General features: G+C 43.5%; 19 protein-coding genes. 4 read left to right on the top strand and 15 right to left on the bottom strand.

What is annotated here, in order from left to right:
- Entirely contained in the window at positions 1-660 is a 660-nt protein-coding gene (locus DEO27_RS12585; RefSeq protein ID WP_112565585.1) for a protein-L-isoaspartate(D-aspartate) O-methyltransferase, read from the top strand.
- A gap of 94 nt (positions 661-754) precedes the next feature.
- Here DEO27_RS12585 and smpB read toward each other — a convergent pair whose 3' ends face one another.
- Genes smpB through DEO27_RS12570 form a run of 3 tightly spaced genes read right to left on the bottom strand, consistent with a single transcriptional unit; the run spans position 755 to position 3,782 of the window.
- The gene (smpB, locus tag DEO27_RS12580; protein ID WP_090527145.1) at positions 755-1,207 is read right to left on the bottom strand and encodes an SsrA-binding protein SmpB; all 453 of its coding nucleotides are present in this window, start codon (positions 1,205-1,207) and stop codon (positions 755-757) included.
- 26 nt (positions 1,208-1,233) lie between these two features.
- Positions 1,234-3,135, bottom strand: coding sequence for an Nramp family divalent metal transporter (locus DEO27_RS12575; RefSeq protein WP_112565588.1), 1,902 nt, complete (start codon positions 3,133-3,135; stop codon positions 1,234-1,236).
- Positions 3,132-3,782 carry a metal-dependent transcriptional regulator gene (locus DEO27_RS12570; protein WP_112565591.1) on the bottom strand — a complete coding sequence of 217 codons (651 nt, stop codon included), beginning with the start codon at positions 3,780-3,782 and terminating at the stop codon, positions 3,132-3,134. Before DEO27_RS12570 ends, DEO27_RS12575 begins: the two co-directional genes overlap by 4 nt.
- Positions 3,783-3,912: 130 nt before the next feature.
- Here DEO27_RS12570 and DEO27_RS12565 point away from each other — a divergent pair, with 130 nt between their 5' ends.
- Positions 3,913-4,383 carry an Lrp/AsnC family transcriptional regulator gene (locus DEO27_RS12565; RefSeq protein WP_022832833.1) on the top strand — a complete coding sequence of 157 codons (471 nt, stop codon included), beginning with the start codon at positions 3,913-3,915 and terminating at the stop codon, positions 4,381-4,383.
- 190 nt (positions 4,384-4,573) lie between these two features.
- Here the strand turns inward: DEO27_RS12565 and ung are convergent, their stop codons facing one another.
- Positions 4,574-5,251, bottom strand: a complete 678-nt coding sequence (gene ung / locus DEO27_RS12560; RefSeq protein WP_112565594.1) for a uracil-DNA glycosylase — start codon at positions 5,249-5,251, stop codon at positions 4,574-4,576.
- A 71-nt stretch (positions 5,252-5,322) separates the two neighbouring features.
- On the opposite strand from ung, the gene DEO27_RS12555 reads away from it, so the two are divergent.
- Entirely contained in the window at positions 5,323-5,871 is a 549-nt protein-coding gene (locus DEO27_RS12555) for a DUF2892 domain-containing protein (RefSeq protein ID WP_112565597.1), read from the top strand.
- A gap of 57 nt (positions 5,872-5,928) precedes the next feature.
- Here the strand turns inward: DEO27_RS12555 and DEO27_RS12550 are convergent, their stop codons facing one another.
- Both DEO27_RS12550 and lysS read right to left on the bottom strand, forming a co-directional pair.
- The gene (locus DEO27_RS12550) at positions 5,929-6,144 is read right to left on the bottom strand and encodes a hypothetical protein (RefSeq protein ID WP_112565600.1); all 216 of its coding nucleotides are present in this window, start codon (positions 6,142-6,144) and stop codon (positions 5,929-5,931) included.
- A 191-nt stretch (positions 6,145-6,335) separates the two neighbouring features.
- A complete protein-coding gene (lysS, locus tag DEO27_RS12545) occupies positions 6,336-8,057 on the bottom strand; it encodes a lysine--tRNA ligase (RefSeq protein WP_112565602.1) in 1,722 nt (573 codons plus the stop codon).
- A gap of 214 nt (positions 8,058-8,271) precedes the next feature.
- Between lysS and DEO27_RS12540 the strand changes: the two genes are divergently transcribed.
- Positions 8,272-9,165, top strand: a complete 894-nt coding sequence (locus tag DEO27_RS12540) for an SMP-30/gluconolactonase/LRE family protein (RefSeq protein ID WP_112565605.1) — start codon at positions 8,272-8,274, stop codon at positions 9,163-9,165.
- A 306-nt stretch (positions 9,166-9,471) separates the two neighbouring features.
- Here DEO27_RS12540 and DEO27_RS12535 read toward each other — a convergent pair whose 3' ends face one another.
- The 9 genes from DEO27_RS12535 to DEO27_RS12495 all read right to left on the bottom strand — a co-directional run bounded on the left by DEO27_RS12535 (position 9,472) and on the right by DEO27_RS12495 (position 26,803).
- A complete protein-coding gene (locus tag DEO27_RS12535; protein WP_112565608.1) occupies positions 9,472-10,920 on the bottom strand; it encodes a DNA/RNA non-specific endonuclease in 1,449 nt (482 codons plus the stop codon).
- 134 nt (positions 10,921-11,054) lie between these two features.
- On the bottom strand, positions 11,055-12,206 hold the full coding sequence (locus DEO27_RS12530; protein WP_112565611.1) for a hypothetical protein: 1,152 nt from the start codon (positions 12,204-12,206) through the stop codon (positions 11,055-11,057).
- Positions 12,207-12,226: 20 nt separating this feature from the next.
- Complete coding sequence (locus DEO27_RS12525) at positions 12,227-15,166, bottom strand: TonB-dependent receptor domain-containing protein (protein WP_112565614.1); 2,940 nt, start codon at positions 15,164-15,166, stop codon at positions 12,227-12,229.
- 161 nt (positions 15,167-15,327) lie between these two features.
- Complete coding sequence (locus DEO27_RS12520) at positions 15,328-16,518, bottom strand: FecR family protein (RefSeq protein WP_112565617.1); 1,191 nt, start codon at positions 16,516-16,518, stop codon at positions 15,328-15,330.
- A gap of 334 nt (positions 16,519-16,852) precedes the next feature.
- The gene (locus tag DEO27_RS12515; RefSeq protein ID WP_112565620.1) at positions 16,853-17,446 is read right to left on the bottom strand and encodes an RNA polymerase sigma-70 factor; all 594 of its coding nucleotides are present in this window, start codon (positions 17,444-17,446) and stop codon (positions 16,853-16,855) included.
- A gap of 272 nt (positions 17,447-17,718) precedes the next feature.
- Positions 17,719-20,577 carry a M16 family metallopeptidase gene (locus DEO27_RS12510; RefSeq protein WP_112565622.1) on the bottom strand — a complete coding sequence of 953 codons (2,859 nt, stop codon included), beginning with the start codon at positions 20,575-20,577 and terminating at the stop codon, positions 17,719-17,721.
- A 384-nt stretch (positions 20,578-20,961) separates the two neighbouring features.
- The gene (locus DEO27_RS12505; RefSeq protein ID WP_223818235.1) at positions 20,962-22,407 is read right to left on the bottom strand and encodes a TolC family protein; all 1,446 of its coding nucleotides are present in this window, start codon (positions 22,405-22,407) and stop codon (positions 20,962-20,964) included.
- Positions 22,408-22,419: 12 nt separating this feature from the next.
- Positions 22,420-25,584: an efflux RND transporter permease subunit gene (locus tag DEO27_RS12500; RefSeq protein ID WP_112565625.1), complete on the bottom strand. Its 3,165-nt coding sequence runs from the start codon at positions 25,582-25,584 to the stop codon at positions 22,420-22,422.
- A gap of 76 nt (positions 25,585-25,660) precedes the next feature.
- Entirely contained in the window at positions 25,661-26,803 is a 1,143-nt protein-coding gene (locus DEO27_RS12495; protein ID WP_112565628.1) for an efflux RND transporter periplasmic adaptor subunit, read from the bottom strand.
- Between the last annotated feature and the right edge of the window lie 103 nt (positions 26,804-26,906).

The following is a 26,906-nucleotide window of genomic DNA, read 5'->3' as shown; positions in this document are numbered from 1 at the left end:
ATGGCTTACAAGTATATTGATAATTACCGCGAACAGGGTGCCCGTAAAAGATTGGTTGATGTTTTAAGAAAGAAGGGAATTGGCGACGAACATGTTTTAGAGGCTATCGGTAAAGTAAAACGCCATTACTTTTTTGATGAAACTTTCTGGAACCAGGCTTATAGGGACATCGCGTTTCCTATAGGCGAGGGGCAAACCATATCGCAACCATATACTGTTGCCTATCAAACCGAATTATTACATATTCGCAAAGGGGATAAAGTGCTGGAAATAGGTACGGGCTCCGGCTATCAAACCTGTATCCTGCTTGAGCTTGGCGCTACAGTTTACACCATCGAACGCCAGGAAAAGCTGTATCATCGTACTAAATTTATATTGCCCAGCGAAATGGGGTACAATGCCCACTTTTTTTTGGGCGACGGCTCTATTGGTTTGGCGGATCATGCGCCTTATGATAAGATCATTGTAACGGCCGGCGCGCCAACTGTTCCCGAAGTGCTTTTAAAGCAATTAAATATAGGCGGAATCCTTGTGATCCCGGTTGGTGATGAAGAAACCCAAAAAATGGTTACTATCCTAAAAGTGGGGGAGAACGACTACGAGAAAATTGTACTGGATACCTTTAGGTTTGTACCGTTAGTAGGAGATAAGGCCTGGTAGTGGATTGAGGATTTCTAATTTTCGATTTCGGAATTGTGAATGGACAGATGTAAATATAATTCCGAAATCCAAATTCTCAATTCCGAAATCGGTTTTATCTTTTCATCACCCTGTCTAATTCTATCTTAGTATCACGTTCCTTCATGGTTTCGCGCTTATCATAAGTCTTTTTACCCTGGGCCAGACCTATCTCCAGTTTCGCAAACCCACGTTCACTAATAAATAAAGCCAATGGAACTATGGTTAATCCACGTTCTTCGCCACGGGTTTGGAGTTTTTTGAGCTCTTTTTTATTTAGTAACAGGATACGGTCGCGCTTGGCTTCATGATTATAGAATGAGCCAAATGAGTATTCTGAAATGTGCAGGTTGCGTACATATAACTGATTGTTAATGAATGTGCAAAATGCGTCGTTAATATTAGCCTTACCTTGCCTTATCGATTTGATTTCGGTGCCGAGCAGCTGTATACCCGCCACGTACTTATCAAGTATGTGATATTCAAAGTAAGCTTTTTTATTTTTTATATAGATGTTATCCTGGCTCATAATTATTAATCCGCAAACTTACAAAATTAGTTTGACTGTGGCTTTACCACCAGTACAGGCACATTAACCATGTGCCTCACGGAGTTTACGGTAGTGCCAAATATAAGATCTTTCAACGCCTTGTGCCCGTGTGAGCCCATCACAATAAAATCAACATTTTGATCTTTCACAATTTCGGCAATGGCACTGGCCGGGTTCCCGTAGCCAATTTGCCCCTGTGCATTATAGCCAAGATTTTTAAGCGCACATACATACTTATCCAGGTTGTCAAAATCAACCTGGGTTTCGTTGTCCAGTACCTCGCCGCCGTAGTAGCGGGCACCAGCAGTTTCAACAACGTGAATCAATGTATAACCGGCCTTTTTGCCACCCTGCATAATGGCGTGGCGAAGGCAATCGGTGTCATTTTTTGAAAAATCAATTGTTATACCAATATGGCCGTAAGTTATGGCATCAAGCTCGGTAATGGCATTGGCTATACCATGGGGCACATAAGCAGGTTTATCGTAGTGTTTGAACAACAATGGTCTGATGAAAACATAGATCAATAGTACCCCTATGCCGATAACAATCGGAACCACAACGGCGTATATCCATACGGCCGAAGGATTACCCGTTACCCAATCAATAATTTGTTCATATACTAATTTGGCATTTAAGGCTACAATTAACAGGGCGCTTGCCCATGCCAATGCCCTTGTTTGGAAATTGATAGCAAATTTGCCCATCCGTTTCCTGTCGGATGTAAAGTGGATAAGTGGGATCACCGCGAAGCCTAACTGCAGGCTCAGCACAACCTGACTTAAGATCAGGAGTTTTCCTAAACCATCTTCTCCATAATAAAGTATGGTAAACACTGCCGGTACAATAGCCAGTATCCGGGTAAGCAGACGACGTAACCAGGGCTCAATCCGCAGGTTAATATGGCCTTCCATAATGATCTGCCCGGCAAGCGTACCGGTAATGGTCGAGCTTTGGCCAGATGCTATCAAGGCTATGGCAAACAGCGTAGGGGCAATGGCTCCAAAAATATGTTCCAATAGCTTAAACGCATCCTGAATTTCTGCAACCTCAAAATAGCCGTTTCTGAAAAACGCGCTTGCGGCTAATATCAGGATGGCAGCATTTACAAAAAAGGCAAGGTTAAGCGCTATAACGGTGTCAAAAAGATTGAACTTAATTGCGGCCCTGAAACCTTCTTCGGTGCGGGTTATTTGCCGGGTTTGTACCAACGACGAATGCAGGTACAGGTTATGGGGCATTACCGTTGCGCCAATAATACCAATAGCGATATAAAGCATCTGCTGGCTTATTTTATCACCTTTAAATAGGTTACCCGGTATAAAACCTTTTGCTACTTCTATCACATCCGGTTTAACAATAAACATCTCAACCAGGAAAGACAGACCTACGATAAAGATCATCGAAATGATAAAGCCCTCAAGTTTGCGCATGCCTTTGTTCATGAGGTAAAGCATGAGCACTGTATCGGTTATGGTAAGCGATACACCCCAGATCAACGGCAGGTGAAACAGCAACTTTAAGCCAATGGCCATACCAATGATTTCGGCAAGGTCGCAGGCCACGATGGCGATTTGGGCCAATATGTATAACCAAAAGTTAACAAAGCGTGGATAGGCGTTTTTAGAAGCCTGTGCAAGATCAAGCCCACGAACTATTCCCAACCTGGCTGCCAGCGATTGCAGGAGCAGCGCTATCAGGTTTGATACAAATAGCACCCAGATCAGCTTATATCCAAAGGCACTGCCACCGGCAATATCCGTTGCCCAGTTTCCCGGATCCATATAGCCCACACTCACCAGGTAAGCCGGGCCCAAAAAAGCCATCAGCTTGCGCCATCCGGTTTTATTTTCGGTGGCTACCGATCCGTGTACATTGCCTAAAGATTCGTTGTGTTTATTATTCATAGGGCTATAAGCAGATTGTTGGCTACCTCGCGACTGATCTGCACTTCTTTATTGCCGGTTTGTACCACTACCGAGTGGTCATATTCAATAATATCGGTGATCATGATTTTGCAGCCGATGGTAAGCTGTTGTTTATCGAGGTATTGTAAAAAAGATGAACTATGGTCGCGAACGCCGGAAATAACGCCGCATTGATTGATTGTTACCGCCGAAATGGGCTTGAGCTCATGGGTGTTAAAACGGCCGTTACAGTCGGGGATGGGATCTCCATGCGGATCATGCGTAGGGTAGCCCATAAACTGATCGAGGCGGTCAATCAATTCCTCGGATGAGATATGTTCCATTTCTTCGGCAAGGTCATGTACCTGGTCCCATTTAAAGTTGAGTTTCTCAACCAGGAAATACTCCCACAAGCGGTGCTTACGGATAATACCCAATGCTATTTTTTCGCCGGAAGGGGTAAGGTTGACACCCTGGTAAGGAGTATAGTTAATAAGGGCTTTATCGGCGAGCTTTTTTAGCATATCGGTAACCGAAGATGCTTTGGTATTTAGCGAGGATGCGATTTGATTTGTACTCGCATTGCCATCATTTTCAGTGAGATGATAAATGGCTTTTAAGTAGTTTTCCTCGGCTAAAGTATTCATTTAAACAAATCTAATAAAAAATTTAGACTAATCTAAAAAAATAAACGTTAGGAAATATGTTTTTGTTGAAGTACTTTAAAGAAAAATTAAATTTTGCGAAGCAAGGAAAATACTATATTTGCATACAACTATGGCCGCCGAATTAGATAAAATAGACCTACAGATACTCAAGATTTTACAGGAAAACGGAAGGATAACCAACCTCCAGCTGTCTAATGAGATAGGGCTTTCACCAGCACCTACCCTTGAACGCGTGCGTAAACTTGAGAACGCCGAATACATTAAAAGCTATCATGCCCTGGTAGATGAAGAGAAGTTAGGATTGGGGATCAAAACCTTTATCCAGATTTCGCTTGATTTTCATCAGAAAAATACCATTCAAACTTTTTTGGATGAGATCAAGAATATTAAGGAAGTTACCGAGTGCCATCACGTAACCGGCCAGTGCGATTTTCTGCTGAAGGTATACGTACGTGACATTAAATCGTACGAGCAATTGATCATGGAAAAGATCAGCCGCATTACGGTAGTGAAAACATTCCAAACCATGATGATCATGTCGACCAGCAAAAAGGAGCCAATAGTGCCGCTGGAATATTAGGGGAAAGAATCAAAACAGCAAGAGTCAAGAATCAAGAGGACAAATAAAGGAGTCAGGAAGAGAAGATTTAATGTCTTTTATCCCTGACTCTTTTTGTTGATCACGCTTTACAGATCTTGATTCTTTTATCTTGACTCTTGTATGTTTCTTGGCTCTTGTATCTTGACTCTTGCTGTTTTGATTCTTTCCTCTAATGAATCTGCCAGTCAATTTCTTTCTTTCCTTCTTTTTTCAATATTTCATTAGTTTTTGAAAATGGCTTGCTGCCAAAAAAACCACGATCTGCAGAGAATGGTGAAGGGTGGGCAGAGCGGATGATAAAATGTTTCTTTTCATCGATCAAAACCGCTTTTGACTGGGCAAAGGCTCCCCATAGTATAAACACAATACCTTCTTTTTTATCGGAGATGGTTTTGATCACTTCGTCGGTAAATTCTTCCCAGCCTCTTTTTTGGTGCGAGCCTGGGGTGCTCGCCCTAACGGTAAGTGTAGCATTTAGTAATAATACACCTTGTTTAGCCCATTCTTCAAGATTACCGTGCACCGGGGCTTTAAATCCCGGAATATCAACCTGGAGCTCTTTATAGATATTCATTAATGAACGTGGAATAGCAATTCCTTTTTGTACCGAAAAGGATAGTCCATGGGCTTGGTGGGCACCATGGTAAGGGTCCTGGCCTAATATTACCACTTTAACATCATCAAAATGGGTAGTGTTAAAAGCATTGAAGATGTCGCTGTTTTTTGGGTAAACAATTTGTCCTGATTCCTGCTCTTCTTTTAAAAATTGTTTAAGTTTTACCATGTAAGGTTTGCCAAATTCCTGCTGTAAAACCTCAAGCCATGATGGTGGTAATGCAATCGCCATAAATATTTATATAGAAGTTGGTTTAGCGTGCAAATAAACAGATATTTGCGTTAATATTAGTATCACAAATTATGTCAAATATTGTTCGGTTAATTATTGCTTGTGTAGTGATGGGTGCGGCGGTCGCGCTTTGTGCATTCGGTTTTTGGGGATGGGGTATCTTAGTTTTGTTAATAGGTGGTATTTTACTGCTTAGCTTCTTCTTTAACGAAAACATGATCATTGCCCAGTACTTTTTACGTAAAGAAAATTCTGAAAAGTCAGAAGAATGGTTATTGAAAATCACTGATTACGAAAAGCAGCTGCATAAAAACCAGCACGGTTATTATAACCTGTTGATCGGTTTGATAGAATCTCGCAAGGCTCCGATGAAAGCAGAGAAATATTTCAAGAAAGCTTTGTCTCTGGGTATGAAAATGTCGCACAATGTGGCATTGGCAAAATTGAGCCTTGCCGGTATTTCAATGGCTAAACGTAACAAGCGCGAAGCACAGATGTATTTGTCAGAGGCTACAAAAGATGATAAGAACAAACTACTTACCGAACAGATTAAGATGATGAAAGGCCAGTTGGCACAGATGGATAAGCAGGTAGTAAGAGGGGGATATCGCCAGTACTAAAAAGAGAATAAAATAAAAGGAATAAAAAATAAAAGGGACGCGAAAACCGCGTCCCTTTTATTTTTCTTCAATGGCGCTGAAATAGTCAGGCGTTGCAGAGTGGTTTTGATAAGGCTGAACGTAGCTATCAGTATGATAGGTGTGTGTATCTTCAGATGGATTGGCTACTTCAACAAGTTTCAGTAAACTCCTGATGAAAGACAGGTTGAAATTATTCCTGTTTAGTTTGATCAGGTATTCGTTTTCGGTTATCTCTAATATTGAGTTAGTCATAATGCGTATGAGTTGTATAATACAATATTAAAGAATAACTTAATATCGAAAGTTTTCCTTTTTTTATGATTTTGTTAACAAATTGTTATCCGGGATTGGATTTTGAGGCAGTGGAGAGGTAAACGGAATTGAACGGAGGTGATAATGAGATTATTATCACCTCCGTTTTTTGATTTTAGCAGAAAATCAGATTATTCAAACCAGGCCATAACAACTTCTTTAGTTGGCATGGTAATATCAAGTTTTAATTTTTTGCGCATACCGCCAAGGTCATTAAATACCTTGTTAGGGTTGCCTGCTTTTAGTTCTTCAACGGTGTTGAAGCCCATTTTATTTAATACAGGAACCCATTCGGCAGGTACGCCAATGTTTATGAAATCATCGGCAGTAGCAACCTTGATTTTTTTCTCCGGGCGCATCTGCGGGAAGAATAATACTTCCTGGATAGTGCTCTGATTGGTCATTAACATTACCAGCCTGTCGATACCGATACCCAAGCCTGATGTTGGCGGCATACCATATTCAAGCGCGCGTAAAAAGTCGTCATCCATAGCCATAGCCTCATCATCACCACGACCAGCCAGGATTAGCTGCTCTTCTAAACGCTCGCGCTGATCAATAGGGTCATTCAGTTCTGAATAAGCATTGGCAATTTCTTTACCATTTACAAATAACTCAAAACGCTCAACCAGCCCTTCTTTAGTACGGTGCTTTTTGGCAAGCGGCGTCATTTCGATAGGGTAGTCGGTAATATAAGTAGGCTGGATCAGGTGATGCTCAACTTTAGCGCTGAAGATCTCATCGATCAGTTTGCCTTTGCCCATGCTTGGGTTTACTTCTATTTTCAACTCTGCACAAACCTCGCGTAACCCTGCTTCATCCATTGCCGATACATCGATACCGGTGTATTTCAGGATAGAATCATACATAGACAGCTTTTCGTAAGGGCCAGCAAAGTTAATTTCGTTGCTGCCAACCTGCACAACCGGGATGCCGTGAACGGCTCTTGCCACGGTTTCCAGGCATTCCTCAACCATGGCCATCATCCATATATAGTCTTTGTAGGCTACATAAATTTCCATGGCGGTAAATTCCGGGTTGTGGGTGCGATCCATACCCTCGTTACGGAACATTTTACCAAACTCATAAACACCGTCAAAACCGGCTACGATAAGCCTTTTTAAGTAAAGCTCGTTGGCAATACGTAAAAACAATGGCATATCAAGCGTATTATGGTGGGTAGCAAACGGACGTGCCGCCGCGCCGCCATGTACAGGCTGCAGGATAGGCGTTTCAACCTCCATCCATCCCTGGGTATTGAAGTAACCACGCATAGCACTGATCACTTTTGAGCGGTTGATGAAGATTTGTTTGTAATCCGGGTTAACGGTTAAATCCACATAGCGCTGGCGGTAGCGTAACTCAGGATCGGTAAAACCATCGTGGATGGTGCCATCGTCCTCGCGTTTAACAACCGGTAGCGGTTTTAACGATTTTGAAAGCACAACCAGTTCACGTACGTGAACTGAGATCTCGCCGGTTTGGGTAAGGAAAACGTAGCCTTTTACGCCAACGTAATCGCCAATATCAAGCAGTTTCTTAAATACGGTGTTATATAAAGTTTTATCCTCATCAGGGCAAATATCATCGCGTTTCAGGTAAATCTGCACACGACCGGTTGAATCCTGTAACTCGGCAAACGAAGCGCTGCCCATGATACGGCGGGTCATGATACGGCCCGCAATAACAACATCCTGGTAGGCCTCGGGTTTATCCTTAAAATTATCGGCTATATCCTGTGCCCAGGCGTTAACATTAAAAGCTTCGGCAGGGTATGGGTTAATACCCAGTGCGCGTAATTCCTGTAAAGATTTGCGGCGAAAGATTTCCTGTTCGGATAATGCAATACTCATGTGATGTACGGTATTTTAATAAAGGTGCAAAAGTAAGGTTTTTAAATCTATCTTTTTAATCAAACATTTGATAGATGGTAAAGAAGTATGCGTGAGTAGTAAAGCGTTAACAATCCTACAAATCCACTACTTGTATCAAATATTTTACCCCTGCAAAATAATCGGGCAATAAAACGTGTTACTTTAGCAAAACCAAAAGTAACCTGTACCGTACATGAAAAAACTATCCGTTATTATATTATTCCTATCGGCCATTGGTGGCAAGGCCGTAGCTCAGGATCAAACCGGCCTTTACTCTCCTGATACTAAAGCGCAGCTGATCGCGAAGCAATTCTCTTTTACTGAAGGCCCGGCTGTCGACAAAAAAGGCAATGTGTTTTTTACGGATCAGCCCAATAACAAGATCTGGAAATACGATACCGACGGCAAACTTTCCGTTTTCCTGGATAGTGCAGGCCGCTCAAACGGCATGTATTTCGATAAAAAAGGAAACCTCATCAGTTGTGCCGATGCCGACGATCAGTTATGGTCTATCAGCCGCAAAGGAAAAGTAACTGTTTTATTAAAAGATTATCAGGGCCATAAATTTAACGGCCCTAATGATGTTTGGGTACGCCCGGATGGCGGGATCTACATCACCGACCCATATTATCAGCGCGATTACTGGACACGTAAACAACCCGACCTTGATGGTCAGAAACTATATTTCCTTGCCAAAGGAAAAGCACCTGCCGTAATTGTTGATGATAAATTTGTGCGCCCTAACGGTATTATCGGCACACCGGACGGAAAAAACTTGTACGTGGCAGATATCGGCGATAATAAAACCTACAGGTATGATATCAATAAAGATGGCACACTATCAAACCGTACCTTGTTTATAGCGATGGGATGCGACGGTATGACAATTGACGAGCGCGGCAATATTTATATGTGCGGTAAAGGTGTTACCATCGTTAATCCTAAAGGCGAAAAGATAGGCCATATAGATATTGACGAACCATGGACGGCGAACATCTGCTTCGGCGGCAAAAACAAAGATGTGTTATTTATTACAGCCTCGAAGGCAGTTTACACCTTTAAAATGAATGTAAAAGGTGTGGATTGATCTCGTGTCCCAACAGCAAGGGATTCCCAAAATATAACATGAAATGGCAAGTGTTCAACTTTAAAAGTATGAACACTTGTTGTTTTTGCTTAAGTGTTATTGCTTGATAGTCAATTGATTGCAAATATGCAAAAGCGCTCAATCGATCAGTTTGAATATTTTGTTGTTGGTAATCAATGAGTTGTGTTATTGGGCTTTCAAAAGTTGAACACCCATTTTTCAAAAATTGAACACTTTCTAAAGTACCAGAAAAAAAGCCGAAAATATTTTACATTTCCGGCTTTCCTTGTTCAATTACCAATTTTGTTATGATCCCGAAGCGCCGGTATCTACCTTAACTTCAAGTGCTGTCCTAACCGACGCAGGCAGGCTTGATAGCAGTGTATAACCGGTAGCGGTTTCTATCTCTTTGATTGTAGTGATGTACTTAGTCCAGTCGGAATTGATAGTATTGATGTTAGGCGTGTTTACCGCGATAACCCTTGTTGAAGCGGTAACCCTTGCAACGTCGCCATCACCTTTTGGAATGATCAGGGCAACTTTCCAAACATTGCTTGGTACGTTTACATGACCGCTATTGATGGTGCTGGCGGTACCGTTTGAACCTGTGCCTCCTGTACCGTAGCTGCCCATAATGATGTATACCTCGTTACCGGCAACCACTTGCTCGCGCAGGTAATTTTCAAGGTTGGCCCAGGTTTGTTGGTTGTTTTGAGGGGCTTGTGGAATCATATTGGTCATCAGGAAGGTTGAAGCATTAGCATCGGTAGAGCTTGTACGATCGGCCGACGGACAGTTGTGCCCCCTGTCGAATCCGCTGCCTGAGTAGCTGTTGCTCTCTACCTGGTACCAGGCAGCAGGCAATCCGCTCCAGCCCGCAAAATCATCTAAACGGCCGGTTGCGTTGGTTGTGTTGGTAGCATCCAGGTGCCAGCTTACCCAGTTTGGTTCACCTTTGGTAGCGTTGTATGACTCTACATAGTACTTCTGATCTATCAGGTAGTTATCCATTGAAGCTAATGTCGAAAGCGCGTTTGACGGGTTACCGAAAAGCAGGTTGCTGTTGTCGCCGCTTGTTGGTGGCGCATCCGCACCGGCGGTAACATCACGCGGAGTCGAAGCACTTGAACCACCGGCGGTATCGCCGCTGCCGGTATCTGGGGTACCAACGGTTATACCAGGATCGCCAGTACCTTTAAAAGTGATATCATCAATGTTGATACGGGTTGTACCTGTCTTTTTAATTTCAAACCTAACTTTACCGGTAACGCTCACTTTAAATGAGTCGGTTACCAGCGTGGTATTGGTTTCGGTAATATCGGTACCAACCTGGGTATAATTTGTTCCGCCATCGGTCGACATTAATAATTGCCATGTAGATGTTGCATCGGTACCATATTTACCATGTTTAATATACAAAGTAGTAAGGCCGTTGATATCAAAATTCATGGCGATGTCGCCGGTACGGATCCTTACCGATTTTGTACCGTCTTTTAAATCAGCAGCAAGGTTGACTATCAATGCATCGTTAAAATTCCAGCTGCCTGTACTTAGAGATACATCTGCCGCTGCATAGGCGGTTTTCGCACCCTGTTCAAAATCCTCGGTAATGGTATAAGGAGTGGGGGCGGGAGGAGTGGTTGTCTTCGTAGTATCGCCGGTTTTAGGCGGAGTTGGCGAGTTTTTAAGGTCTTTAGAACATCCGGCAAAGGTTAAAGCTAAACCCAGGCCAATAAGCAGGTTGTTAATTTTCATAATTGTTGTTTTATGATAGATAAATACAAAGCACAGTCAATGCGTTTACGCTGTGCAATTTTTTAAAACCAGGAAAGATTTAGGGAAGAAAAAAACAGGCCCGGCCAGTATACCGGGCCTGTTGGTATAAGATATTACGATTGCGGAACTACGAATTTTGTTCCGTCGAATACGAAAGTTTTGCTGACGTTTGAGGTTTTACCAAAGCTGTAAACAACATAGGTAACCACAAATTTTTGATTTGGAAGTGCGGTGGCTTTAAATTTCTCTGTTAATACCGCTATCATAGCAGCATTCAGATCTGTATCGCTCCAATAAGTGGCATCGGTTGTAGCACTGATGTTAAAGTCGGGGTATTTGGCAACGTTGTCCCTTGCAGCCTGGGTACCTGCGGTGGTTTGCGTGCCAATGTAAACGTAATCATCTTTAACAAGGGTATAGCTAACAGTGCTGCTTACTACCCATTTGCCACTTGCACGCTCAAATGATAAAGTGCGTGGAGTTGAACCGGAAACCCAGTTACTGCCATCAAAGGCGAAGGCTGTTACCTTTTGAAAATCAGTAGTACCATCATAGTAGTTATAGCTTACATATTGGATATCGCCAACCTGTGCGGTTGCAGATATGCTTAAGTCGGCTTTTAATAATGCACCGATATAAGTGTTGACACTGCTCACGTTATCGGTAGCAACAAACTCGTTATGGTTTGAGCGACCAATTGAGGCGTACTGAGCAGGCGACAAAAGATAGATTTGCTGCCAGGCGCCATTTAAATACATGTATCCAAATGTTTGTACAGATACACTGCCCGAGTAGTAATTAAAAGTTAACACCGCCAGCTGGTTAGCTTTAGGAGATGATGTTTTAGGCCCGTAAGGCAGCCATGAAAGTATTTGTGCCGCCGTAAAATCGGTGAATTTGTTGCCCGGTAGTAGTAAATAATCAGCGTTGGTTAGCGTATATGCTACGTTTTTGTAAACGCTGTCTGCAACTTTAACCTGTGGCGTACCTACGTTGAAAGTTACATCGGCGGTTGAACCATCGTCAACGCGCGGATATTCAGTGGCCAACAGTCCCGGAATGGTTTGTTTAGCGTCATCCTCTGATTGAAAAACGCCGTTTTTATAACCATATGATGAGGTATCAAGCTTTTTATAATCGGCCGCAACCAGTGTTTGGGTCAGCTTGGCCTTATGCAAAGGCATAGTATTTGGAATAACCGGTTGTTTTTGGCAGGCCGATAATGCAAGGGCTGCCAGTACCAGTATGTTAGATATCTTTTTCATTTTAATTACTTAAAATCTTATTAAAATTTAATTTTTAAACTGGTTACAAATGTTCTGCCTAAGCCGTAGTAAACTAATGCGTTGGCCGCGTTACCGGTTAGGTTACCGTCGTAAGAGTCGGCTATGTATTTGGTGTTAAGCAGGTTGTTTACGTTGCCGATTAACACAGCATTCAAACCTGCAATTTTAAACCTGAATACACCATTAAGGTTCCAGATAGAATAGTTTGGCAATTTGTAAGGGTGCATATTGGGTTGACCAGCATTTGCAAAGTTGAAATCTGAATAGTAGTTACCATAGTAAAAATAGTTACCACCAATAGTCAAATCTGGCAATACATCAATATCGGCGCCTAAAGCAGCAGTAGTTTGTGCTGCATCGCCAACTTTAATGTCTTTTAAGTAAACTTTGTTAACGGTTTTAACAGCCTGTTGCTGTGAGTTATAAACTGTGGTCGGGCCAGCATCGTTGGTGTAGCGCCAATCGCCATAAGACAGCATACCATTCAGCGTAATTTCTTTAATCGGCTTTAATTTCATCTCAAGCTCCAAACCCTGGTGTAATTCGTCAACGCCTGCCACGTTAACGGTATAAAGCTGATTAGTTGGTTGGTCAAAGTATGATGTAGCAAACGACTCGTCATTATACTGTGTTCTGTAAGCGTTTAATTTGGCGCTGAAATGTGCCAGTTTAAGGCCATATCCCAACTCATAGCTCAGTAATTTCTCAGATACCGAATTTGGATTGATGGTATTGGTGAACTTTTGGAAAACGTTATCAAAATAAGGCGCTTTAGTCATGTAGCCAACATTGGCAAACACGTTCATTGCCTCATTGATATTATAGTTGGCACCGCCTTTAGCCTGGTAGTTGAAAAAGTTTACGTATTTGCTGCTTTGGTTAGGGTCGCTGTTCAGGTAATTATAATAGTCGTTACGTTGGTTGCCGGTGCCGCTACCTGTTACAGTTACAAAGGCCGAGAAATCATCCTTTGAATATTCGGCCTGGGCAAACACGCCGCCTGAAATCACGTTATCTTTATTAAAATAACCTATTTTATCGCCAACCATTGCGCGGTGTTCGGGGTTGTTAATATCGCCCGAACGACTGCCAAGATTGCTGCTTCCGGTATACGGATCATAAACATAATCGGCGCCTAACAAATCGGTAACAGTTTTATAATGGGTGCCTTTGTAATACCTCGCGTCGATACCTGCAGACAGATTAAGGTATTTACTTAATTCGGTACGGTAAGTACTGCGTAAACCATACCAGGTATGATCATTGTGTGATGAATAGAAATAGGTGCTTGCAGAACCGTCAGGGTTAGCGAAGTTCGCTTTTTCGGCAGCTGTATAATCATATGGCGAATATAAATTGCTTACCCTTGGCGCTTCGCCCTGGATACCACCGCCACCACCTGTGCCGTAAGTTGCATATAATACGGTTGATAAGCTTGAGCTTCCATTGATATTCCACTCATGGTTTAATGAGAATAATGGCTTGCTAAAGTTGTTATTGTACGGATTGATTTGTTTGCCGTCTTTTACACCCAGCTCATAGTTCCAACGGATGCCCTGAGGCGCATTTTGCCAATCAGAGATCAGTTCGTCTGGTCGTTGACCATGTGTTTGATTGGCCCCCATTACCGAAAGCGATAAGGTTTGGCTTGGTGTAAGCTGTTTTGAAATGTTAAAGAAGTAGTTATAACCTAAAAAGTTTAAACCATCGGCATTACCACGACCTTGAGTCCTGCTGCCCTGGAAGGTAGCAGCCCAGCCATTTTTATCTAAGCCGGTTGATAATAAAACGGTTGTTTTTTCATAACCATCGCTACCGATACCCTGAGAAATATAGCCGCCTTTTTCGGTCTCGGTACCACGTGTGGTGATATTGATTGTGCCACCGAAAGAAGGTACTATGATTTTTGAAGCACCTAAACCGCGTTGTAACTGCAATGAAGTGGTTACATCGGTAAGGCCAGAAAAATCTGACCAGTACAGTGAACCATTCTCCATATCATTAACAGGAATGCCGTTTATGGTTAAAGCTACGTTACCTTTCTTAGATCCGCTGTTGAAACCACGGATGTTGATGCGTGAATCACCGTAACCACCGTCGCCTTGAGTAGCCATTACACCAGGAACAATACTTAATAATTGCGGGATATCCTGGTTGCCCAGTTTTTCTTCAATAAAGCGTTGGTTAATGGTTGTTACCGCTACAGGAGTTTTACGGTCGATGGCAACATCGCCGGTTACCACAACTTCATTCATAGAACTTGCACTTGATTTAAGCTCAATTTCGCCAAGATTGGTGGTACCTGAAAGCGTAATCTCTTTGGTTACATAACCGATATAGGAAACTACCAGCACAGTGCCGTCGCCATTTTCAAGGTTTAATTTGAAAGTACCATTAAGACTGGTTGATGTAGCTTTGCCTCCGCCTTTAACACCTACCGAAGCACCAATAAGCGGCTCTTTGGTAACAGCGTCAATAACTTTACCGGTATATAATGAAGCCGGCGCGTTTGCGGAAGTTTGCGCGTTTTTTTCCTTTACTACAATGGTATGGCCCACAATAGCATAAGTTACAGGCTGACCTTTAAATACCCTGTCGAGCACTTTTGTTAACGCTTCGTTTTTTACATTTAACGATATTCTGTTGCTGCCGGCAAGCAGTTCGGTTTGCATGAAGATATCATAACCGCTTTGCTGCTCAATTTTGTTCAGCACCGCTTGAAGACTGCTGTTTTTTTCGGCTAAAGTGATGTTTTGGCTGAAACTTTTAGCGCTGAGATGCATGCAAACTGCAAATAACAGGACGGCGATAAGCTTAATCCGCATAATAAATTTCCTTTTTGTTTCCCGGTTCATCCGGAAAAAACCTTTGGTAGCGTTTTTGAATTTATTTACCCGGCCATCGTTGTGTAAGGGCACAGGAAATGTAGAAAAATCCATATTTTTGTTTTGGGTTGATTAGTTTAAAAAGTATTTAGTCGATATAATTTGGATGATGTTAGCCCCAAAATATAGCCGGAAGTGGTCGCAACACTTTCGGTTTTTTTATGGGCCAACTTTTAGTAAACCGGCCTGGCCGTTTACCACATATTGGATTTTTGTTATGATTTTACTATAATCTTCCTCCCGTTAATTGTGAAGTTTAAGCCGCTTGTTTTAAGAATTTCAAATATTTGTGACACAGGTACATTGCGCGAAATACGCCCCATGTAATGTTTTTGCGCTGTTTTGCCCTGGTACTCTACATCCACATCATACCAACGGGATAGCTGGCGCATAATGGTTTGCAGATCGGTATTGCTGAAAACAAATTTTCCATTCTTCCAGGCCACTGCCTCGTCAATGTTGGCATTCTCATTAATGTTGATGTTGCTTAAAGTGTTGACAGCCTGCTCGCCCGGTTTTATTTTAACCGATTGTCCAGAGTTGCCGGTAACCCTCACACTGCCTTCAAGCAGGGTGGTTTTAGTAGCCCCCTCATCGGCATAACTGTTAATGTTAAAATGTGTACCTAACACTGTAACGGTCTGGCTCGCGGTTTTTACATTGAATGGCTTTGAAGGATTTTTACTTACTTCAAAATAGGCCTCGCCGGTAAGTTCAACCCTGCGCTCATTACCTGTAAATACGGTTGGATATTTCAGTGAGGATGCAGCGTTTAACCAAACCTTTGTGCCATCGGGCAAAACAACCTGGTATTGTCCGCCTCGTGGAGTAGCCAGCATATTCATGGCTATAGTTTCGGCAGGAGCAGAACGGGCAGGGTCTTGAGTTTCGTGAGTCGCCTCATAAACTACTTTGCCGTTTTCATCTTCCTTGATCACCACATTTTGCTGACTCGCAATTTGCCCGTGTTTGGCGCTATCCAAAACTATAGTTGAACCATCGGCAAGGGTAAGTATTGCTTTATTTGTTCCCGGAGGGATGTCTTTATGTTGATTGGCCAGGTTTTGTGGCTGCTCTGCAGTTTGGCGTTTATTTAGAGTAATGGTTAATGCGGCCAGTAAAAGCACGGCTGCGGCGTATCCAACCCACCGCAGTTTGTTACTTTTGCGTTTAAACCCCGTGCTTTTGGTAATATTATGCCATGCTTTAGCCTTATCAGTTGCTGAAAAGGTTTCCAGCTCATTATTGAGCAGATGTTCATCAGTTAGTTTTTTGAATAATTCCTGGTTGCGGGCGTCAGCCTGAAGCCATTGGTCAAGCTGGAGTTTTTCCTGTTCGCCCAACTCGTTTCGCATATATTTCGCGATCAACTGGCCCAGGTCAAAGTATGAGTCGTAATTATTCATTTTTCCTTTTCGTACATAAAGACACCTTCATTTTAAAAGTGGATAAAGTGAGGTGAATATTTTTTTAATTTTTTTTGAGAGGGAGCGACTGGATTAAAACTTGTTTGAGAAAATATCTGATAGGGGGCACCTACGGAGCCTTTACTTTTACAAATGCCTTGCTACAAACATGGTACTCCTCCGGAGTTTCAAAATGTGATTAGTACTCCGGAGGAGTATCTTGTTTATAGTGAAAAAAAGGAAAATGGTGGGCTCCGTAGGTGCCTCCTACAAACAAGAATTTTTTTCAGCCTTTACCTGTGAATTTCAGTAACAGAATTGAAGTGTAATTAATTTACTTTTTAAAAAAGCTCAAGCCAATCGCTATAAAAGCAGTGAACATCTCTGGCGAAAGTTTTACACGCATCAGTTCAAGGGCGCGTTGTTTTTGTTTTTTAACGGTATTTACTGACATATCCAGCTCATCGGCAATTTCCTGGTTCTTTTTACCATCAAAATACCCCATGATTGATATGGTGCGGTGACTTTCGGGTAGTGAGTGCAGGGCGGCATGGATTTCGGCTACAGCTTCGGCCGTGATGATAGCTTCAATTACGGGTGGTTCTTCCGGTTCGGTATTACCTTGTTGCTGAATATAGGCTTCAACAACTTTACCATGCCGTATGGTGTTTAGGCTTGCGTTGCGAACGGTACTGTACAGAAAGTTTTTGATCGCGATCTTATCCTGCACAACACTTTCGCGTTGGTTCCAGTATTTAATGAAAGCGTCCTGTACAATATCTTCGGCCTGGTCTTTATCTTTAATAAACTGGAGAGAGAAGTATACCAGCCTGTCGTAATATTGTTTGAAGAGAACATCCAGATCAACATTTTCTGCTGAAGTGGTAGCGTTATTTTTTTGCCCAAAAATTCCCTTTACGATACTCATTTGTTTTTCTGGCAGAAATAAAACCTGAACCCAACGAAACAGCACCTTTTGTGCCGATAAAAACTTAATCCAAAATTGAATTTTCTGTATTTAATTTAGGTTAAGTGCGTGTTAATAAATGGGTTTTTGATGGTAACTTTTCAGTTGCAGAGGGGCTAAGAAAATGAAGGTATCGATAGTAGTGGTTTTTAGTAATGTGTTGATTATCAAAATAAAAATCCCCTTATGCCAATATCGACATAAGGGGATTTGAAGCTTGCTGTTATGTTAACTTATTGCTTTGGCTTGCCATCAACGTCAAGTTCAACAATAGGGTATCCCAATTTTTGTAAGCCCGGAGCTATCCTTGCTTTATCACCAACAACTAAGATGATCATGTTGTCTGGGATAAGATATTTTGACGCGAGCGTGTTGATCTCGGCAGGAGTAATGCTTGATAAGATCTTGTTTTGCTCGTCAACATAAGTTGGCTTCAGATCATACTCCTGAATGCGTGATAAAAAGGCTGCTTTTTGCGCATTGGTTTCATAATGGCGTGCGTCGCTCTGACCGATGGAGGTTTGTGTAAACTTCAATTCATCAGCGGTAATACCTGTTTTTTGATAATTGGTGATCTCCTTCATGAATTCAACCACCGAGCTATCTGTAGCGGTAGCCAATACCCCGGCCGATGCGGTAAAATCGCCGCCATATTTACCTGAGCTGAAAGATGAGCGGGCACCATAAGTCCAGCCTTTTTTCTCCCTTAGGTTAAGATTAATATGGCTGTTGAACGCGCCACCTAAAATGTAGTTGGCAATGTTCAGTTTATAATAATCGCCGGTTGCATCATAGTTAAGTTTATCAAGATAGCCGATCCTGATTTCGGATTGCGCCGCACCCGGAATATCAACAAGATATAAAGTTGTTTTATCAAACGTTTTGCCTTCAACCGGGGCAGGGACAGTTACCTTTTTATCTTTCCATGAGTTTAAGAAAGCAAGGGCACTTTTTGCTGATGCCTCGCTAACATCTCCCACTACAACAATTTTTGTTAATGACGGAGCGAAGTTTTTATCGTAATAATCCTGAACGTCCTGCAAAGTAATACCGCCAACAGTTTCTTCGTTACCACCGGCTGCGTAAGTACGTACATTGTCTGTACCGTAAAGTATTTTGCTGTAAACAGTGCTGGCAACACCTGCAGGTTGGGTTTTCGCTTGCTTAAAGCCTTCCAACGTTTGTTTCTTGATCCTGTCGAGCGCGTCCTGTGTAAATTTAGGATGGTATAGCCTTTCTTCCAGCAGCGACATGGTTTTACCCAGGTTTTTGGTGAGTGACGATACCTCGGCACCAATCTGGTCTAAACTGGCGTAAAAGGTAATGCTGCTGCCCAGTTTATCCAGTTCGGAGTTGAAATCTTCAGCGGTGTATTTCTGGGTTTCTTCGTTCATCATGCGGGCAACAATATTTGCCAGACCTGCCTTAGATGGATCACTGACAGCAAACAAACCACCGCCTTTAATAGCGATAGTCATAGACACCGAAGGGATCTCATTATTTTGTGTGCCGATGATATTGATACCATTTGGCGTATTGGCCGACCATATAGCCGGAACTTTAATAGCCGGGTTGGCACCAACACCGGGTTTTGCAGCGCGGTCAAAACTATCTTTAGGTTTGTGGTAAACCAAACCTTTGTAACCGTAGTCAGGCGCTTTGTACCCTGTGGTATCAACAGTAAAATTATCAGGAGCTACCGGCTGCAAGTTGCCGCCTTTAGGTAGTACGCTTAATATTACGGCAGGTTTACCTTTAACGTATTGGTTGTAAACGCGCATTACATCTTCTTTGGTAACGGCACGAATGGCGGCCAGTTCGCGTCCAATCTGGTTAGGGTTACCTGTAAAAGTTTGCGCCTGTGCCAGTTCAGATACTTTACCGCTTACGCTTGACAGGCTGTTGATGTAATCAGCTTCAGAGCTTGCCTTAAAGCGGGCCAGATCGTCATCGCTTACACCTTTTTTCTCAAACTCAACTAACGATTCATCTACCAGTTTCTTAGCATCAGCCAGTGTTTGACCAGGGAAAGGTACAACCCTGATACTGATCTCGCCGGCAAGTTCGGTGTTAGATGAGCCCATGGTTGCCTGTGCCGCCTTACGGGTTTTTACAAAGTTTTTATAAAAAATAGAGTTACGTCCCTGACCGATGATAGCCGATAACGCGTCAAGCGGCGACATATCTTTATCATAGATCTTAACGCCCGGATAGCTTATTGATAGCAGCGGGAACTTGGCGTAGTTGTCTGTATAGGATACATACCTGTCGGCTTTTAATACCGGTGCCGGTAATGACATATTTTTAACCATCGGGCCTCTCGGGATGCTGCCGAAATATTTGCTTACCCAGGCTAATGTTTGCTTAGGGTTAAGATCGCCGCCAATGGTTAGCGTGGCATTGTTAGGGCCATACCATCTCAGGAAAAAGTTTTTAAGATCGTTTACACCTACTTTGTTCAACTCCTCGATGTAGCCGATGGTAAGCCATGAATAGGGGTGACCATATGGATATAATGTTTTTGAAGCGTACTGGCCAACTAAACCGTACGGACGGTTATCATAATTCTGCCCGCGTTCGTTTTTTACTGTTGCACGCTGAACCTCAAATTTTTGTTGTGTAACGGCATCAAGCAGGAAACCCATCCTGTCTGATTCCAGCCAAAGCATTTTTTCCAGTTGATTGGCCGGTACGGTTTCGTAATAATTGGTGCGGTCGCGGTTGGTTGATCCGTTCAGGGTACCGCCTGCTTCGGTGATGATCTTGAAGTGATCGCCATTTGCTACGTGGTCCGACCCCTGGAACATCATGTGCTCAAAGAAATGCGCAAAGCCCGATTTACCGATCTCCTCGCGGGCCGAACCTACGTGATAGGTTATATCAACGTGAACAAGTGGGTCGGAGTGGTCTTCAGCCAAAATAACGGTTAGTCCGTTAGGTAATACATACTTTTCATAAGGGATCACCAGCTCGGTTCCCTTGCGGGTAACCTTTTCAATGAGCTTTGGCTGAGCGCCGGTTTGAGCAGCGGCGTTAAAAGCCAGTACAGCAATTGATGGGGCAATCAATGCATGCTTTAAATGTTTGATCATTTGTGTTAATTGTTTAAGTAATAAGTCAGTCAGTAGATGCTTCCTTCAGCAAGCATCGAAAGCTACTATATTAAGCAATTTTATACTACTGGTTAATATTATTGCGATGTAATTTGATTTGTGTAACGGATTTGTGACGGGTGCTCTATGAGGAATTGAGCTCATGCATTGACAATTCCCTCCCTTGGGAGGGGTGCGTTAGGATTGAGTATTGGCAGGGAGGGGTTTATGCGACTTTGAAATGGCCCGGCACTCGCTGAAACCCCTCCCTACACCCTCCCAGGGGAGGGAATCGCACAATCATACGCTTTAAAAGGTTTCGGAACCCCTTTTAACAAAAATGGGCGCCAACAAGCGCCCGTTTTTGTTTGATTAAATAACAGCCTATCTCCAACCACCACCAACAGCCTGGTATAAATTAACCGAGCTTAAAAATATATCGCGTTTAATGCCGGCCAGTTCAAGCTCGGCATCAAGTACGCTGCGCTGGGCAGTGATAATTTCAAGGTAATTGGCCCGGCCAACAAGATATAAGTCATTTGCAACAGACAGTGCGTTGTTAAGCGCTTGCAACTCCTGTTGCTTAAACTCAAAGGCGCGGTTAAAATTCTCTATTCCGCTTAAATTGTTGTTCACCTCCTGGAAGCCGGACAGGATGCTTTTTTGATAATTGTACACCGCTATCTTTTGCTCGGCTATGGTTCGCTCATATTCGGCTTTGATAGCTTTGCGATTAAAGATAGGGGCGGTGATACCTCCTAAAATACCATAGGTAAACGAAGCCGGGTCAAATAAAAGATTTGCCCTGAAGCTGTTATAGCCAACATATGGGGTTAATGTTAAAGTAGGGAAAAAGTTTGCCCTTGCCGCTTTAATGTCTGCATTCATTGCTGTAAGCTCCAACTCGGCGCCGCGGATATCCGGGCGGTTTAATAACATTTGAGACGGAACACCGGTACCGATAACTACAGGAAGCTTGGTTTTCATGATAGAAGTATCCCGTGTGACTTTGCCCGAATAGCTTCCGGTTAAAAAGCGAAGCTGGTTCTCGGACTCGGTGATTTGCTGGCGGGTGGTATATTCCATGCCTTTAGTACGGGACAACTGCGCCTCAAACTGCTGAACTGCCAACTCCGTAGCACGACCGCCAAGCTTTTGGATTTTAACAATTTCCAGCGCATGCTCCTGGAGTTTGATATTCTTTTTGATGATCCCCAGTTCGGTATCATAAGCCAGCAATTGGTAATAAAGGCCCGCAATTTGGGCTGTAAGCGCGGTTGTTACTAAACGATACCCGCTTTGGCTGGCCAGGAAGCGGGCGAAAGCCGCTTTTTTCTGGTTGTTCAGTTTGCCCCAAAGATCAACCTCCCATGAGCTTTGAAAGCCCAGGAAATAGTTAGGCACCGGGTTAGGGATATGCTGATCGCTGTTGATGTTGTTTGAAAAATTGGTGTCGTAATTACCCACGCCATTCTGGGTGTAATCGCCGTATTTTTCAACGCCGGCATTTGCTGCCAGGTTGATAGTAGGCAAAAGTTTTGATGCGTTGAACCGCAGATTAGCCCTGGCGGCCTCAACCCTTTGCAGGGCGCTTAACAAATCAGGATTGGCTTTAAGCGCTGTGTCGATAAGGTTAACGAGCCTTTGATCGGCAAAAAACTGACCGATGGGCAGGCTTGCAACCGTTGCCGTATCGGTATTATTGTTAAAAGTCGACGGCAAATTGGCAGTTACTTCCTGGCCCGTGACCGGCTTATAACTTTTGCAACCGGCCATGATGACCAGTAAAAGTGCTGTATTAAGTATATAGAAACTTGCTTTTTTTAGCATTGTAGATCTTGATTAATTATTAACGATATCCAACTCATGATGAACTACTTCTGTAGCCGGCTTCTTCTTTTTGTTCCGTTCGGCCAGGCCTGCGAAAATCACGTACAACCCCGGAATAAGGATCAAACCAAAAATGGTTCCCATCAACATACCCCCGGCAGCGGCAGTACCTATTGAACGGTTACCCATAGCGCCAGCGCCACTCGCTACGCACAATGGGATCAAACCGGCAATAAACGCCAGCGAGGTCATGAGGATAGGTCGTAAACGGGAAACAGCACCCTCAATAGCCGCTTTCAAAACGCTCAAGCCTTCTTTTTGCCTTTGGATAGCGAACTCAACTATCAGGATGGCGTTTTTGCCTAACAAGCCGATAAGCATCACCAATGCCACCTGCGCATAGATGTTGTTTTCGAGCCCGGTGATCTTTAAAAAGAAGAATGCCCCGAAAATACCCGTGGGCAGTGAAAGGATAACCGGAAGCGGCAATAAAAAACTCTCATACTGGGCTGCCAGCAACAGGTAAACAAATATCAAACAGATCACGAAAATGTAGATAGCCTGGTTGCCTGACAGGATCTGCTCACGTGTCATTCCCGACCATTCAAAGGCATAACCTTTAGGGAGTTTTTCGGCAGCGATACGTTCAATGGCTTTAATCGCGTCGCCGCTGCTGAAACCTTTGTCGGCATCACCGGTAACCATGGCTGACGTATACATATTGTAACGGGTAAGCTGTTCGGGACCAAATACTTTCTCCATTTTAATGAAGGTAGAGAACGGCACCATTTCGCCTTTGTCATTCTTAACCTGCAGGTTTAACACATCCTCCGGGCGCGATCTGTATTCGGGCGACGCTTGCACCATCACTTTGTACATTTGGCCAAAACGGATAAAGTTTGAGGCATAAAAACTACCCATCAACGTTTGCAGGGTCGACATCGCTTTATCTACAGTAATACCTTTCTGCGCGGCCGTTTGCTGATCAACAGAGATCATGTACTGCGGAAAATTAGGGTCGAAGCTGGTAAATGCACCGGCAATCTCCGGCGAAGCATTGAGTGCGTCGACAAAGTTTTTGGTTACCTCGGCGGCTTTTTGCAAATCACCCTGTCCGCTTTTATCCAGCACCCGTATCTCAAAACCACTGGCGTTACCAAAACCTGGTACAGTAGGCGGAGGGAAGAACTGGATAGAGGCATCTCCGATGTTTTTTGTTTTAGTGGTTAGCTCGGCAATGATATCGTCTAATGATTCTTCACGCTCATCCCATGGTTTAAGGTTGATCATGGCCATACCGTATGATGCACCCGCTATCTCGTTCACCAAACTATAACCCGAAAGCGTTGAAACTGATTCGATAGATTTCATCGATTTGGTTTTGGCTTCAATCTCTTTTAATACCTGTTCAGTACGTTCAACAGTGGCACCGGCGGGAGTAGTTACGTTTACGTAGAGCATACCCTGATCTTCAGTTGGGATAAAACCTGTCGGCAAAATAGCGCTGGTGCCCCAGGTTAGTATGAAGAACCCTGCCAACAGTATCAACGTAATACCCTTGCGTGGCGACAGGTAAGTCATGAAGGTTGAATACTTATTCTGCAACCCGTTGTATTTATTGTTAAAGCCACCAAAAAAGCGCTGCAACAAGGTTTTCTTTTGCGATGCAGGATTATGCTTAAGCATAATGGCACAAAGGGCAGGGGTAAGCGTTAGCGCGTTAACACCCGATATCACAATAGAGATAGCCAGCGTAAGCGAAAACTGCCTGTAAAACACACCAACTGGTCCCGACATGAAAGCCACCGGCACAAATACCGCCGACATTACCAGCGTAATAGCCACGATGGCCCCGCTGATCTCACGCATAGCGCTAACAGTGGCATCCATGGCGTTCATGTGGTTTTCGGTCATCTTTACGTGTACTGCTTCCACCACTACAATTGCGTTATCCACCACAATACCAATAGCCAGTACCAGGGCGAACAGCGTGAGCAGGTTGATGGAGAAACCCAGCATCTGCATAAAAAACAGTGAGCCGATAAGGGCGACGGGCACGGCCAAAGCGGGAATTAAGGTAGACCGGAAATCTTGCAGGAAAATAAATACTACAATGAAAACCAGTATAAAAGCCTCAACCAGCGTACGTAATACTTCATGTATGGATGCATCCAAAAAGCGGGATACATCATAGTTTACGTTGAAGGTCATCCCGGCCGGGAAAGAGCTTTCCTTAAGCTCGGCCATGCGGGTTTTAATGTTATTGATAACGTCGCGGGCATTTGAGCCGGGGCGTTGTTTTATCATAATTGATGCAGAAGGCTTGCCATCAGTATTGGATACCATACTGTAGGTTAAGGAACCAAATTCAACATCAGCAATTTCTTTCAATCTTAGTACCGAACCATCTTCCTCGGCGCGGATCACAATGTTTTCATATTGTTTGGGCTCAAAAAACTTACCCGGATAGCGCAATACATATTGTAGCGCCTGCGGTGTTTTATCGGAGCTCTGGCCGGTTTTACCCGGTGCCGCTTCAACGTTTTGGGCACGAATAGCCTCTATCACCTCATCGGTTGATACCTTGTAGGCCATCATCCTGTCGGGTTTAAGCCATACACGCATGGAGTATTCCTTAGCACCCATGATCTCGGCCCTACCTACACCTTCAATTCGCTTAAGTTCCTGCAAAACGTTGATATCGGTGAAGTTATAGATGAATTTCTCGTCCATGCTGGTGTCCTGGCTCATGATGTTCAGGTACATCAGCATACTGTTTACTTCTTTTTCTGTGGTAACACCGGCTTTAATAACTTCTTCCGGCATTTCGTCAATAATGGTGGCCACACGGTTTTGAACGTTCACCGCGGCCTGGTCGGGGTCAACCCCAACGTTAAAGTAGATCTGGATCACCGTTAAGCCATCATTACTACAAACGGTAGACATGTAAGTCATGCCTGGCACACCGTTGATGGCACGCTCCAATGGAGTAGCTACGGCTTTGGCGCACACCTCGGCATTGGCACCGGTGTAATTGGCTGTTACCGTTACCGATGGCGGTACAATATCAGGGAACTGGGTAACGGGCAGCGTTATTAACGCCAGCACGCCCAGCATGGTAATTATCAGGGAGATAACAAGCGACAGCACTGGCCGCTTTATAAAAGTTTCGAACATAGTTTGTTAGGGTAAGTGTACAATAAACCTGTGCCGCGCGTTTACGCGGCCTGGAAATGGAAACATGGGCAACTGATTACTTCATTGCCAGCAATGAGTCTTTTGCCATTTTCCTTGGTTTAATGATCATGCCATCACGTACGTTCTGCGCTCCCTGAAACAAGATCCTGTCGCCTGCTTTTAAGCCGTCTTTTACAATGTAATAGGTAGAAAAACGGGTTTGCGGCAAAAAGGCCTGCATGTGCAGTTTATTGTCCTTATCAACAATGTATACGTAGCTTTTATCCTGGATATCAAATACCGATTGCTGCGGCACCATGATCACGCTATCAGCCTTTGTAGAGATAAAAAGCTTGCCTGTAGCGCCATGTCTTAACAGTTTTTGAGGATTAGGGAACTTTGCCCTGAAGTTGATAGAACCTGTTTTTTGCTCAATTTCGGCTTCTACGGTTTCTATTTCGCCCTGGTAGGGGAAGTCCAGTCCATCTGCTAAAACCAGCTTAACTTTATCGCTTGTTTGGCCCGGTGCCGATTCTTTTTTGCGGATGTATTGCAGATACTCATTTTCCGGGAAGCTGAAGTAAGCATACATCGAGCTGATGTCTGAAAGGCTGGTAAGCAAAGTACCCTCATCAATCAAACTGCCCGATTTAAGCGGGATCCTGTCGATGATGCCATCAAATGGAGCGTGGATGTAGGTGTAGGCCAGCTGGTCTTCGGCACTTTGTACCATGGAGCGCGCTTCTTCAATGGTTGCTTTATCAGCATTCATTTTTGATTCCGCTACTTCAAGTTCTGATTTGGAGATTACTTTCTTGTCAACCAGTAGCTTAACCCTCGCTACCTCAAGTTCTGTTGCCTTGGCATCGGCCATGGCATTACTCAATGCAGCCTTGGCTTTTGATAGGTTTACTTTAAATTCCTGGTCGTTAAGTTTAAATAATAGCTGGCCTTTTTTAACCTGTTTGCCTTCATCTATATAAATCTTTTCAAGAAAGCCGCGAACGCGTGAGCGGATCTCGATATTTTTTTGAGCCTGGATGTCGGCAACGTATGATTTTTGAAGAACAGTGTCTCTTGTATTTAAAGTAAGTACCGGCAATTGCAGGGTATCTGCAGTTGCGGCTTCGTTATTGGTTTTAGCTTTTGATGAGCAGCCCGTGACAAGCATACCGGCAACTATGGCCAATAAGGGCATATAAATAATTAACCTTTTCATTTTTCCGAATGGGGGTAATAGGCAAAGCAGTGCATATCACGTACTGTTAGCCAATGTTAAATTGATAGTGTAAAAACAGGGATTTGCCACAAAGGGCATTTGA

The sequence above is a fragment of the Mucilaginibacter rubeus genome (assembly GCF_003286415.2).
Taxonomy (GTDB): domain Bacteria; phylum Bacteroidota; class Bacteroidia; order Sphingobacteriales; family Sphingobacteriaceae; genus Mucilaginibacter; species Mucilaginibacter rubeus_A.
The sequence above is the reverse complement of the archived record's forward strand: the minus strand, read 5'-3'. Positions and strand labels throughout refer to the sequence as shown.